General features: G+C 32.9%; 12 protein-coding genes. 3 read left to right on the plus strand and 9 right to left on the minus strand.

Annotation, left to right across the window (positions count from 1 at the left end):
- Positions 1 to 18 precede the first annotated feature (18 nt).
- Positions 19 to 582 (minus strand): competence protein ComK, encoded by a 564-nt coding sequence (locus tag BJG89_RS09990; protein ID WP_096810450.1) that lies wholly within the window; start codon positions 580 to 582, stop codon positions 19 to 21.
- A gap of 251 nt (positions 583 to 833) precedes the next feature.
- Here BJG89_RS09990 and BJG89_RS09995 point away from each other — a divergent pair, with 251 nt between their 5' ends.
- Positions 834 to 1,052 (plus strand): IDEAL domain-containing protein, encoded by a 219-nt coding sequence (locus tag BJG89_RS09995; RefSeq protein WP_096810451.1) that lies wholly within the window; start codon positions 834 to 836, stop codon positions 1,050 to 1,052.
- Between the two features lie 88 nt (positions 1,053 to 1,140).
- Here BJG89_RS09995 and BJG89_RS10000 read toward each other — a convergent pair whose 3' ends face one another.
- On the minus strand, positions 1,141 to 2,130 hold the full coding sequence (locus BJG89_RS10000) for a lipoate--protein ligase (protein ID WP_096810452.1): 990 nt from the start codon (positions 2,128 to 2,130) through the stop codon (positions 1,141 to 1,143).
- A gap of 197 nt (positions 2,131 to 2,327) precedes the next feature.
- Between BJG89_RS10000 and BJG89_RS10005 the strand changes: the two genes are divergently transcribed.
- Both BJG89_RS10005 and BJG89_RS10010 read left to right on the plus strand, forming a co-directional pair.
- Positions 2,328 to 2,513 carry a YkvS family protein gene (locus BJG89_RS10005; protein WP_002508073.1) on the plus strand — a complete coding sequence of 62 codons (186 nt, stop codon included), beginning with the start codon at positions 2,328 to 2,330 and terminating at the stop codon, positions 2,511 to 2,513.
- A 4-nt stretch (positions 2,514 to 2,517) separates the two neighbouring features.
- Positions 2,518 to 3,120, plus strand: coding sequence for a CPBP family glutamic-type intramembrane protease (locus tag BJG89_RS10010; RefSeq protein WP_096810453.1), 603 nt, complete (start codon positions 2,518 to 2,520; stop codon positions 3,118 to 3,120).
- 166 nt (positions 3,121 to 3,286) lie between these two features.
- Here the strand turns inward: BJG89_RS10010 and BJG89_RS10015 are convergent, their stop codons facing one another.
- From BJG89_RS10015 to BJG89_RS10045, 7 genes are all read right to left on the minus strand, one after another.
- The gene (locus tag BJG89_RS10015) at positions 3,287 to 4,795 is read right to left on the minus strand and encodes a bifunctional metallophosphatase/5'-nucleotidase (RefSeq protein ID WP_096810454.1); all 1,509 of its coding nucleotides are present in this window, start codon (positions 4,793 to 4,795) and stop codon (positions 3,287 to 3,289) included.
- A 210-nt stretch (positions 4,796 to 5,005) separates the two neighbouring features.
- Positions 5,006 to 6,364 carry a TrkH family potassium uptake protein gene (locus tag BJG89_RS10020; RefSeq protein ID WP_096810455.1) on the minus strand — a complete coding sequence of 453 codons (1,359 nt, stop codon included), beginning with the start codon at positions 6,362 to 6,364 and terminating at the stop codon, positions 5,006 to 5,008.
- Between the two features lie 18 nt (positions 6,365 to 6,382).
- On the minus strand, positions 6,383 to 8,143 hold the full coding sequence (locus BJG89_RS10025; RefSeq protein WP_096810456.1) for a S1C family serine protease: 1,761 nt from the start codon (positions 8,141 to 8,143) through the stop codon (positions 6,383 to 6,385).
- A gap of 407 nt (positions 8,144 to 8,550) precedes the next feature.
- On the minus strand, positions 8,551 to 9,348 hold the full coding sequence (locus BJG89_RS10030) for a TerC family protein (protein WP_096810457.1): 798 nt from the start codon (positions 9,346 to 9,348) through the stop codon (positions 8,551 to 8,553).
- Positions 9,349 to 9,714: 366 nt separating this feature from the next.
- Positions 9,715 to 11,277: a peptide chain release factor 3 gene (locus tag BJG89_RS10035; RefSeq protein WP_096810458.1), complete on the minus strand. Its 1,563-nt coding sequence runs from the start codon at positions 11,275 to 11,277 to the stop codon at positions 9,715 to 9,717.
- A gap of 12 nt (positions 11,278 to 11,289) precedes the next feature.
- A complete protein-coding gene (locus BJG89_RS10040; protein ID WP_096810459.1) occupies positions 11,290 to 11,529 on the minus strand; it encodes a YueH family protein in 240 nt (79 codons plus the stop codon).
- Entirely contained in the window at positions 11,519 to 13,003 is a 1,485-nt protein-coding gene (locus tag BJG89_RS10045; protein ID WP_096811228.1) for a UDP-N-acetylmuramoyl-L-alanyl-D-glutamate--L-lysine ligase, read from the minus strand. Before BJG89_RS10045 ends, BJG89_RS10040 begins: the two co-directional genes overlap by 11 nt.
- Positions 13,004 to 13,108 lie beyond the last annotated feature (105 nt).

Consider the following 13,108-nt stretch of genomic DNA (forward strand, 5'->3'; position numbering starts at 1 on the left):
AATTTAAATAATTCTTAACTATTTGCTTTCAAACAAAGAGTATTTAGCTAATGCTTCGTATATATTAAGTTGTGGTTTCGTATAATCTATTGGAGATTCCGGATCAAAAGTTGCAACCCTAGCTGCTCTGTCCATCATATAATAATAATAAATACCATTTAAATATTGATGATGCATGCTATGTGCTGAAATACTGACAATGATAGACTGATTATCAACAAAGTTAACTCTACATTTTTTATCTTTTAATGATCTAATACTTTGAACATAATGGATGTTAATCCATGTATTTTGTGTTTTTCTATCAGAATGAGTTGGAAAAAAATAAGTGGGAAATAATGGAGTAAATAGAATTGGGGGTTTACTGCTAATACCAGTGATCCGAATGGTGTCTTCTTTCTTAAACACATAACTACTACCATAAAATCTACAGGAACGATCAATAATTTTATGTGTACGTTCTTTAATCACATCTTCATCTTCTTTATACCTTAGTACGCGCGTTCCTTCATATTGTCCAATAGCTAGATGGCAAGGTTGTAATGCCATATCACCTTTTTTAATAATGTACGGTTGATTCATAGTTGTGACCTCCTTGCAAAATTTGGTGATACTCAAATAATATACCAACACCAATTTAAAATCAACTTATATTATAAAATGTTTTATAAATTTTCTGCAATTAAATTTTAGGTGCGAAACTTTTTCTATTTTTAAATTACTGAAAGTTGCATTTTACACTAATTTTTCCAGAAAAGTCAGAATATTCGTTGATTTAGGATTCAAAACCTTGTATACTATACGTAAATATAGATAGAGAGGTTGTGTTTTCAATGAAACATAATACACATGTAAAATACAATACATTAGAGTCTTTTGTATCAACAATTAACGACTTAGGTATTGAATTAATCATTGACGAATCATTAAGGAATGTACGTAAACAGCAACTAGAAAATCTGATAGATAACGCTCTTAAAAATAAAAACGAGAATGATTTCAAACGTTATACTGAAGAATACAAAAATTTGGAGGAATATCTCGTTGGCTAATTTATTAGAAGTTCATTTAAATTAAGGTCTATTCACTAATTATTTAAAGTTAGAGAATAGACCTTTTTTCGATGTTGTATTTATTTATTTATGACATTAATCTAATCAGTTCGTGTCGATCAATATCACCGAAATAATGGAAAATATCATAATCTGCTAATGCTTCTTCAATACTGTCAAAATCATGTAATGTGCCTTCTAAAGCGTGTTCTAATTCAGTAACATCCCCCACGCCAAAGAAATCACCAAAAATTTTAGCATGTTCGATTCTACCTTTTTTAACATCTAATTTAATTTGTACAAAACCTTTTTCAAATTTTTCTTCTCGTTCGAAATTATATTTCGGGTTTCGACCATAATTCCATTCCCAAGTTCGATATTTCTCATTGCTTAACTTCTCAATATTCTCCCAATCTTTATCCGAGAGTTTATATTCTTCAACTTGCTTAGCTTCACCGAATATCGTTTTTAAAATAATTTCTTTAAATGTATCAATATCTAACGATTCTTCTAAAAACTCTGAAATGTTTGCCACACGGCTTCTTACAGATTTAATGCCTTTAGATTTAATTTTAGCTGGGTTTACTCTTAAAGCATTTTGAACTTCGTTAAGCTCGCTATTCAACATTAATGTACCGTGGCTAAACATTCTATCTTTTACTTTGACCATTGCATTGCCTGATATTTTGGCGTTACCAACTTGAATATCGTTTCTACCACTCATTTCAGCATCTAAACCAAGAGATTTTAAAGCTTCTACAATAGGTTCAGTGAATTTTTTAAAATTATGAAAACTATTACCGTCATCATCGGTTATAAAACTAAAATTTAAATTACCCGTATCATGGTACACTGCGCCCCCGCCAGAGATACGTCTTACTACATCTATACCGTGTTCATCAATATACGGTTGATTAACTTCTTCAATTGTATTTTGATTTTTACCAATAATAATTGAAGGTCGATTTATATAAAAAAGAAAATAACTGTCATCATTCGGCATATTTTTTAAAATATATTCTTCCATTGCCAAATTTAAAGCGGGATCGGTAATATTATGATTACTTATAAATTTCATTTACTGCACTCCTTTTCCTCAATATACCCTTACCTTATTTATGCAATACTTTTATAAAAAATGCCAATCATTTAACTGATTTTCTCAATATTTTTCAAAAAAAGAAGGATAACAATATATTTAATGGTTATTTGTTTATTTGTCTTAAGATTTTTTGTATAATACTATCTAGTTAGCATTTCTAGGGAGGACTAAAAATGACTGTTGCAGAAGTGGGAAATATAGTAGAATTTTATGACGGTTTAAAAGGCCGCGTAGAAAAAATTAATGATAATTCAGTAATTGTAGACCTAACAATTATGGAAAATTTTAATGATCTAGACTTGCCTGAAAAAACTGTCATCAATCACAAACGATATACAATCGTCGAACAAGAAGGATAGTTATATGAATAGAATTTCAAACGCGTTAATCTGGTTTATCATAAGCTTTATCGTATTCCACATTATTTTGTATATTATGTGGGGCGAAAAGCAAGAATATTGGTACCTTTATACGGGCATTATGCTTATAGCAGGTATTAGCTATATATTTTACCAAAGAGATATTGAATCTAAAAGGTTATTAACTTCTCTTGGTATGGGTATAATTACAGGTATCGTACTTATAATTATACAGCTTATTATAGCAGCAATCTCGCCAGATATTAAATACGCTTCACTGATTAAAGAATTAACTCGTACGGGTGTATACTTTAAATGGCAGATGTTAGTTACTCTATTATTTGTGATACCATGTCATGAACTTTATATGAGAACTGTACTACAAAAAGAATTACTAAAATTAAATATTCCTATGTGGTTAAGTGTATTAATAACAGCAATCTGTTCTGCTTCATTATTTTTCTATTTAGATAAAATGTGGATTGTTTTCTTCGTATTTATAGTTCAATTAGTACTTTCATTAAGCTATTATTATACACGTAGAATTGCTACGACTGTAATAGCACAAATTGTTGCAGTTGTTATTCTATTAATATTCCATGGCTAATCCAACTTGGATAATCAAGTCTATTAATAATGATGTAGAGGAGCCTTAGACATTTTGAAATGTTTAAGGCTCCTCTTATTTTATTCATGTATTACTTTTTATTAAAAGTTTTGGATATTTTCCTTTATTTCATAACGCGTTGTCTATTAACAAAACATTTCACATGTCAAAGTTTCACATCGAATGTTTGCTTTTGCTGTATTTGATAATCATTATTTTTTAAATTTCTAGCGATTAATTCTACCATGGTAATTTCATCTGTTTCATGGATTACTGCATTTTCTAGATATTGTTTGTAATTCCTATAGCAGTAATCAGTCATGCTAACACGGTACATATGCTCTAATTTTATATTTTTTAACGTCACGCGGTTAAATGGTTCGGCATTCATATCGATAGTATAATCGACCCCTTGCCAAAAAGTACATAGCGTTTCATCTACAATTGTTAAACTTAGTTCACCGTGACTGAATTCAATGTGAGAATAACAATATTCTAATATAGCTTGAATTTGTTGGCCTTTCATTGTTAAATCAACTGGTACATCAGGATGTGGATACGCATTGAATAAATCTTCATTTGTGATAATGCCATTGAGCCCTTTTTCACCACTTGTAGGTAAATGAACACAAGATATATCATAGTCATACGCCAAACGAATACTATCATGTAATAGCTGCGTAAATGGATGCGGTTTAGTAATCACATCTCCTAATCCATTGACCGATGCTGATACTGCCTTTTCGTTGATTACCTCTTCACTCCAGTGACAAACTGCTTTTCTATCATAAAATGTTAAATCTAATAAAGCTGCATCTTCTGGATAATCATTCAAATCCACAATTTTGGAATTTACATCTTCTAGTTCATATGAATTTGTACGTTTCTTAAAATTAATCATTACATGAATCAGCTGTTCGGCATTCTGCCCTGCTTGAACGTAAAGCGTTTGATCATCCCTACCAATAAATGTTTGATGTTGATGTCCAGTTATCAATAAATCAATAACACCTAAAGTTTGCATAATTTTTTCTGCTTCATTCACATGTTGCTCTCGCTCATTAGATGTTTTATTAAGTTGATTAAGTCCGCCATGATAAATAACAACTAAAAAGTCAGGCATTTCAGTTTCGTGAATAAATCGAATCCATCGCTTAGAAGAACGTAATGTTTTTTCAATACGTACATCGTTTTCCATCTCAAAATGTTCACGTTCCATCAATCCATCTGAAGTTAAACCCACAATTGCAATCTTAACGCCTTCTATTTCTTTAATTGTATATGGCGTGGAGAAGTATGGTTCTTTCGTACGTTTATATTCAATATTTGCAGATAGCCATGGGAATCTAGATAATGATACGGCTCTTGAAAAGAATGACAAGCCAAATTTAAATTCATTTGGACTAATACCACTTGCGTCATACTGCATGGCGTTCATTAATTTAATCATGGGATGACGCTTATAAGGTGCAACAATAGCGTAATAAAATGCTGCTAATGAGCCGGCTAAACTACCGCCACTATCTAATAAAATGACATGGTCATTCGTTTCTCTTACATCTTTAACATAGGAGCCTGCTCTATAAATATTTGAATTATTTTCACCGCTTTGAAAATAACTATGCATATCGGAAGTAGTAATGATATCTATTGCAATTTTTTCACTTTTTTTCATACGCCTCTCCCCTCATTAACACTAGTCTAACACGTTTCTAAAATAGCTTGAAATAATAATGCTAGAATTTTTTCAAGTTATATATAGCAGTTTAATTTTCAATTTAGTCCACAATATAAAAGCGCCAATACATCAATGATGAGATGTACTGGCGCTGATCATTATACAAACTGACACAATCCACTTTGCTCTTTAAAATAATTTTTATAATTAGCCGATTTGTATACGTTCTTTAGGATAATGAAATTTATCAGGTTCTCTACGTCCACCGATCATAATAATAAAACTAATTAAACCAACGCGTCCGATTAACATTAATAGCATTAACACACCTTTGGTCATATCATTAACATCATCTGTGATACCCAAAGACAGTCCGCAGGTTCCAAACGCTGACATAACCTCAAAAAACGCTTGTAAAAATGATACTTTACCATTTTCTACAACGAGTATAAATATCATGCTCGCGAATGTCAGTATACTAGCCATGATAAATACAGCAAAGGAACGCTGAACATCTGTGATATGAATTTCGCGATTAAAGGCTTTGATAGATGTTTTTTCTGGTTGATTACTAAAGTTTAATAAAAACAATATTAAAATAGCAAAGGTCGTAGTTCGAATACCACCGCCAACCGAGCTTGGTGAAGATCCTATAAACATTAGGATACCCATCACTATATTAGTACCTTCACCAAATCCACTTACATCCAATGTCTGTAAACCAGCACTTCTTGTTGTTGCTGATTGAAATAATGCGTAAAATAATGACTTATGCCAACTCATATTTTGAAATGCTTGATTATGTTCTAATAATAATATGATTAATACACCAAAAATAAATAACGCAAAATAAGTTACCGTTGTAATCTTGGCAAATAATGAAAATCTAAAATTTGGTATTCTATTTTTAATATACGCTTTCACTTCTAATAGGACTGGAAAGCCTATGGAACCTAACATACTTAAAAACATTACTATTGTTTGCACAAAATAGTCATTTGCATACGGTATGAGTGATTGCCCAGTAATATCAAGTCCACCGTTTGTTGTTGCAGATACGGATACAAACATACCTTGCATAATTGCATATTGAATATCTGGCGTATCTCTGTAAAAATAAAATGCTAATAACGATGCACCCACAAGTTCTATGATTAAAATTGTACGAACGATATCTAAAATCAATTTTACAGTTCCACTCATTGTATGTTTATTATTATCTAGCATAATTAATTGACGCTCACGCATACCAATATGTTTACCTAATACAACCCACAACATGGTACCGATAGCCATAACACCAATACCGCCCATATTGAGTATAATCATTATAATAATCTGACCGAATGTCGTGTATGTATCGATTATATTAACAGGTGATAAGCCTGTTACACTCACGCCAGATACCGCAACAAACAATGAATCAATTGGGTCAACCGTTATATTGGATTTATGTACAAAAGGCAAATTAAGCATTAAAAATGCTACAATAATCGCCACTATATAATACATCACAATCCCTTGTTGAGGACTTGATTTTTTTAACAATTGATTGAAAATGGACAACGTTTCATCACCTCAACGTTATTTCAGTTTAATCTTAATATCCTTTTCTTTGCCATCTCTATATATTTTGGCTGGCAATGTTTTCAAATCATCTTTATGGCTAAAAATAATTTGTCTATATCTAAGATTATCTTCTAATTCTTTACCATCTAATTCTACTATGACATCATTTTTTTGCAACCCAGATTTTTCAGCTAATGAATCTTTTTTTACTTCCCCTATAAATACACCTTTATTTACATCATCAGGTAGATTAATGGATTGTTTTGTCGAGTCATTAATGTCGCCTATATTGGCAATTGTGATACCCGTATTAGGATATTTAACTTCACCTTTATCTTCTAGTTGCTTAGCAATACTTTCAGCATCATTAATAGGAATCGCAAAGGCTATACCTTCCACATTGTCCATGTCTATTTTCAGAGATGCTATGCCGACCAATTTACTCTCTCTATCAATAACTGCGCCACCAGAATTACCTGGGTTGACTGGTGCATCCATTTGAAAAGCACTCATCAATACATCATATTGATTGTCTTTGTCAATATCAACTGGAATATGTCGATTTAGTCCTGAAACAATGCCATTTGATATACTGCCTTTAAAATCTACACCTAATGGATTTCCAACTACTATAATAGGTTCTCCTAACACTAATTTACTAGAATCTCCCATTTTAATTGGTTTAACGTCACTATCTGATTTAACTTTGGCTTTAACCACAGCGATATCTGAGTATTTATCTGCTCCAATCACCTTCCCAATTGAATAATCATCGTTGCCATATGTAATCTTTTGCTCTTTTTTATCTCCAACAACATGTGCGTTCGTCATAATAAAAATAGAGTCGCCCACTTTTTTGTAGACGACACCTGAACCTAATTCATTCTCTTTTCCTGCTTCTTGTGTCTCTTTTTCAGCAGAGGTTGTATCATTACTTGTGTCATTTTCAACAGTTACTACGGAATGAATTGCGTTATTTGCACTTTTCATTGTTGTTGTGTATGTTTTGTCTGTATCTTGAGTATCATTGAAAGCATTGTGATTTGAACTGCCATTATCATCAACATTTTTAAATATTGCTTGTATTAATATTAATAGCACAATAATTGCAACAACGATTAAAATTTTAGCCCAATGCTCAATAAAAAACGTCCTTACCTTTTCTGTAGTACGTTGTTCACCTTTAGTTTCAGTTTCTGATTTAGATTGATGCAGTTGCTCTGATTCCTCTAATTTTGGGTTATGAGGTTGAGTCTTATTTTCATCATCATTTAAATAATGATCAACTCTAGACTGTTGTGCATTTTCTGAATAAAAGTGCTCCTCTTGTTCTTTTTTTAGCGGTGTATCTTGTATGTTCGGTTCATCTTGATTCAAACCACTGCCTTGATTATCAACGGTAAGTTTTGATGGCTGTTTATCTGTTGCATGTTTATCCTCGTTGTCAATTTGCTTTGATGTTTCATTAAATGTATCATCTAAAGGGATTTGCTGATCAGTGGTTTCTCCTTGTGAATATGTTGAATTACGCGCAGCAGCAGTTGCTTGTTGTTGCTGAATTTCTTCTTGTGTAAGTTTTTCTATGCGTGCCTTTCTCAGGTTTTCTTTAACACGTTCTTCATTGTTTTTAGCAAGAATTTCAGCTCTTTCTTCACGCTGTTTTCTAGCTTTACGCTCTTGTTGGACACGCTGCTCCCGTTCCTCATTATGAAAATATTCGCGTCGCTTACGACCGTATTTCCCTTTTGGGATGACATGTTTTTTATTTTGCGTCACAATAATCCCCCCTAATACTTCTTTATTATAACTATATTATGACATATCATATATCATTTTTCTGCTCTATTTTGTCATATAAAAATAGCATACTACAGATTATAGACCCTTGTAACAAAAAATTCTAATTTTACTACATATATGTGATAAGAAAAACTACCGTTCTATTTTTCTTTATAGATGCATGATATTAAAAATGGCTGACCTCATAAATGATATGAAATCAGCCTTGCTAAAAACTTTAATTATTTAATTGTCCACTTGATCAGACACAGTTCCGAATAAATAGCTTCGTATCAAATAAGGTCTTTACCAGTGGTTAACTAAACTAAAAATATGCTTAGTATAGATATTCACACCTATTTGATATGACACCCTATTATTGCGTTGTTTACAAGCTAAATATATTATTTATTTTCTTTTTTATTATTTTTGACAGAAGTCAACCAACCAATGATGACAAGTACAATCATAACTGTCCAGAAGATAGATTGCCATGCAATACTATGTGGGAAATGCTCTGGCAATATTTTAATATCAGGATGTGCGAGTACCATAATAACCAATTTAATACCTACCCATCCAACGATAGCAAATGCTGCACCTTCTAAGCCAGGATATTTATTAAGTAAGTTGACAAACCAAGTTGCTGCGAAACGCATAATGATTACACCTAACATACCGCCTAAGAACATCACAGCAAACTGGCCTAAGTCCATGCCTCCAAAATGTATACCTACGGTAGGTAAAGTAACTGCGATAGCAAGTGCTGCTAACATAGAATCGATTGCAAACGCGATATCCGCAAATTCTACTTTTAACACAGTACCCCAAAATGCTTTTGGACTTGCATGTATTTCTTCTCCAGATTCATCAAAGTGGTGATCGTCTGTACCATCATCTACATGATGCTCTTTCTCTTTAAAGAAGGATATGAGATTTTTAATGGACATGTACAATAGATAAAGTGCGCCTAGCGCTTGTATCCACCAAAAATGCGCGATAATACTTATTAAGAATAAAGAAATGAAACGGAAAATAAACGCACCTAACAAACCATAAAATAAGGCTTTTTTACGTTGCTCTGGTGGCAAATGTTTAACCATAACTGCCATTACAACAGCATTATCTGCTGCTAATAAACCTTCTAAAAATACTAGTACGACAAGCACCCATAAATAAGGTAATATTAAACTCGGATCCATATAGGCCAACTCCTTTAGTTTTTCAACATAAAAATAGAGACCTAAGCTAAGTAAATGCTACCCACATCGTCAATGATACAAACATACTAAAATATAATAAAACGTTAGTATGTTTGTAAATTTTTGGTGTTTGTAACATTTATAGCAAAGGTCTCACTCGACAGTATCATTCTGCCCATTTTACCGGAAACATTGCATGTTTCGTAATGACGATAAAATGACTATGTTAAAAAGATATATAAAACAGATATGTTCAAACGATGTCGCTACTTCATATATCTCTTTAAAAAAGTTGAATTACTCCCCTCTGACTACAAAGTCATAGGTATTCTATTAATAATATAGTATTATACACAATTAATCACTTTATAACAAACTGTATAATTTAATTTCTGGAAATTTCTCTTCAAACCATCTCGTAGCAAATTCATTTTCAAATAAAAATACATAATTATCATATACGTCTTTGACTAAAATAGAACGCGATGAACTCATGTTATCTTTAATATCTGCTTCGTTTTCAACCCATCTTGCAATTTTTGGACCTACAGGTTCCATTACGACATCTACATTATATTCATTTTTAAGACGATGCTCAAACACTTCGAATTGTAGTTGTCCTACTGCACCAATGAGAATTTGGTTGGTATGCAATGCTTTATAATACTGAATTGCGCCTTCTTGAACTAATTGTTCTATACCTTTATGGAAATGTTTTTGTTTCATCACGTTTTTAGCAGAAACTTTCATAAATAATTCTGGTGTGAATTGTGGTAGTTCTTGGAAACTAAATTTTTGATTTCCTCCTACCAAGGTATCACCAATTTGATAATTACCTGTATCATACAATCCTATAATATCTCCAGCTACTGCATGATTGACTGTCGCTTTATCATCAGCCATAAACGAAGTTGAACGCGTTATTTTTTGTTTCTTTTTCGTACGTTGTAACGTGACGTCCATACCACGTTCAAATGCGCCACTGACTACGCGCATAAACGCAATTCTATCTCTATGCTTTGGATCCATATTCGCTTGTATTTTAAATATAAAGCCTGAAAAATCTTGGTCATATGGACTGACTTCAATGTCTTCTTTAGTTTGTCGTGCGCTTGGCATCGGTGCATGATCAACATAAGCATTCAAGAAATTTTGCACACCAAAGTTGGCTAATGCTGAACCAAAGAATACGGGTGTTAAATCACCTGTGCTTAATGCTTCGTTATCAAAAGTTTCTCCCGCTTCTTCTACAAGCATTAATTCTTCGATTGCTTGTGTAAACGCACTATCATCTTTAATGTGGTGATCTTCTTCTAGTTCATAATCTTCGTTTAAATGAAGCACATTTTGTTCATCTCTGAATGGCTCAATTGTGTGTGTACCGCGGTCAATAACGCCGAAGAAATTTTGTCCCATACCTACTGGCCAATTCATTGGGTAAGTTTCTATTTCTAATGTAGATTCAATTTCATCTAATAATTCAAATGGTTCTTTACCTACTCTATCTAATTTATTGATAAAGGTAAAAATAGGTATGCCTCTCATTTTACAAACTTTAAACAATTTTAAAGTTTGTGGTTCAATACCTTTGGCACAGTCGATAACCATTACTGCGCTATCAACAGCCATTAAGGTTCTGTATGTGTCTTCAGAAAAATCTTCGTGACCAGGGGTATCTAAAATATTGATTTTATAATGATCATAGTCAAATTGCATAACTGAACTTGTAACTGAGATACCACGTTCTTGCTCGACTTTCATCCAGTCACTTGTCGCGAATTTCCCACTTTTTTTACCTTTTACTGTCCCTGCTTCTCTAATTGCACCACCAAATAATAGTAATTTTTCTGTTAAAGTGGTTTTACCAGCATCAGGGTGAGATATAATCGCAAAAGTTTTTCTAGATTCTACTTCTTCCTTTATACTCATTTGTTCTCTCCTTTAATTCTCAAATATCCATTGACCAATAACATCAGCAATCTGTTCTGCTGTTGATTCATCAAGTAACGTAAACAAGTGTATCACAAGTTCCTCCTTGATATCATCTTCATCTAATGAAGATTCAATTTCTATTGACCAATTTAAGTCTGGTATAACGATCAGGTATAACCCATCGCTTTTATTCTCATAAATATAACTACGTATATTGACGCCATCATGTTCTATATATTTAATCTTCAACAGGACCACCACCAAATTTTTTATAAGCAGCTTCTAAACCAATCAAATCATCTCTATGTGGTACTTTTACATGGCCTGGCATAATTTGATAAGGTTCGCGTCCTTTTGAAGCTAATACGACTGTATCTCCAGGGTTAGCAATCTCAATAGCGTGACGAATACCTTCAGCACGATCCTCAAACTCTACATAATTGTTGTGTGTAGCCCCTTTAGCTAATCCTCTAGTTAATTTTTTTGGGTCATCATTGGCCGGATTATCCGGCGTGAATATAACATAATCTGCTCTACATGCAACTCGCCCCATTTCAGGTGTTTTTCCCATATCACGTTCTCCAGCCATACCACATAAGAAAATCAACCGTTGTTTCGCAAATGGTTTCACTGCATCGATCAGCTTATCCATACCGTCTGCGGTATGAGCATAATCAATAATTAAATCAATGGGTAAGGATGAGTCTAATACTTCAAGTCTTCCTTCAACTGGTTCCAAATGCTCAACTGCTTGAATAACTTCTTTGAGTGACGGGCCCTTACTCCAAACTGCAATCATTGCTGCCATAATATTAGATACGTTAAATAACCCAACGTACGGCGATTTCACAGTGAAAGTGCCTTCTGGTGTGTTGAAATCAAAGGTCACCCCTTGTAAAGATTCATTGATATTTTCAGCCATAAATTGCGCTTCATTCTCAATTCCATAAGTAAACACTTCAAACGGCGTTACTGAAGCCAAGTACTCTGAAAAAGTATCATCTTGATTTAACACAACGTATTTTTCTCGTGATAAATCTTCTCCTAGTTGACTGAATAATAATGACTTAGCATGCCCATATGCTTCCATTGTGCCGTGAAAATCCAAATGATCTTGTGTCAAATTTGAAAAGATAGCTACATCAAAATCAACGCCGCTTAAACGTCCCAATGACAAGCCATGACTCGATACTTCTAGTGTCATCGCTGCTGCATCTTTTTCTACTGCTTCATGTATTTTTTTGGTTAAAGAAACTGTTTCTGGTGTAGTATTTGCACCTTTAGACTTCTCTTCATTAACTTGGAAGCCATTTGTACCTAAATAAGCACTACCTTTATTAAGTTTTCTATAAATGTGATGTATCATTGTTGCTATAGAAGTTTTGCCATTTGTTCCGGTAACACCATATGTAGTAAGTTGTTTACTTGGGTAGTTAAACAATACATTTGCAAGTAAACTTGCAACGCGCAATGTATCGGGTACAACGATTTGAGTTACTTCTCCTGCCAATAATTGCTCATGGGTTACTACAATGAGTTCACAGCCTTGATTTACGACATCTTGACAAAATTTATGACTATCAACTGTATAACCTTTAGAAGCAACAAAGATACTTCCTTGTCCAGCAGTACGCGAGTCCGTTGTTATATCAGTAATGTTTCTATCTAATGTTCCAATTACTTGTTTGACCCTTATTTTTTTAAACAACTCATTTGCATTCAACATTAATCGCTCCTTTATTTCCAATACTTCTATTATACACTTTTTCATTCGATTTTATAGAAACTAATATTGCCAATTAATGATTATTTGACTATTATTTCTTTC

The organism is Staphylococcus nepalensis (assembly GCF_002442935.1).
Lineage (GTDB): Bacteria > Bacillota > Bacilli > Staphylococcales > Staphylococcaceae > Staphylococcus > Staphylococcus nepalensis.

Excerpts from the sequence above, each read along its gene's own strand:
- BJG89_RS10035 (WP_096810458.1), bottom strand. The coding sequence starts at position 11,277 with ATGAGTATAAAGGAAGAAGTAGAATCTAGAAAAACTTTTGCGATTATA.
- BJG89_RS10005 (WP_002508073.1), top strand. The coding sequence starts at position 2,328 with ATGACTGTTGCAGAAGTGGGAAATATAGTAGAATTTTATGACGGTTTA.
- BJG89_RS10000 (WP_096810452.1), bottom strand. The coding sequence starts at position 2,130 with ATGAAATTTATAAGTAATCATAATATTACCGATCCCGCTTTAAATTTG.
- BJG89_RS09990 (WP_096810450.1), bottom strand. The coding sequence starts at position 582 with ATGAATCAACCGTACATTATTAAAAAAGGTGATATGGCATTACAACCT.
- BJG89_RS09995 (WP_096810451.1), top strand. The coding sequence starts at position 834 with ATGAAACATAATACACATGTAAAATACAATACATTAGAGTCTTTTGTA.
- BJG89_RS10015 (WP_096810454.1), bottom strand. The coding sequence starts at position 4,795 with ATGAAAAAAAGTGAAAAAATTGCAATAGATATCATTACTACTTCCGAT.
- BJG89_RS10010 (WP_096810453.1), top strand. The coding sequence starts at position 2,518 with ATGAATAGAATTTCAAACGCGTTAATCTGGTTTATCATAAGCTTTATC.
- BJG89_RS10030 (WP_096810457.1), bottom strand. The coding sequence starts at position 9,348 with ATGGATCCGAGTTTAATATTACCTTATTTATGGGTGCTTGTCGTACTA.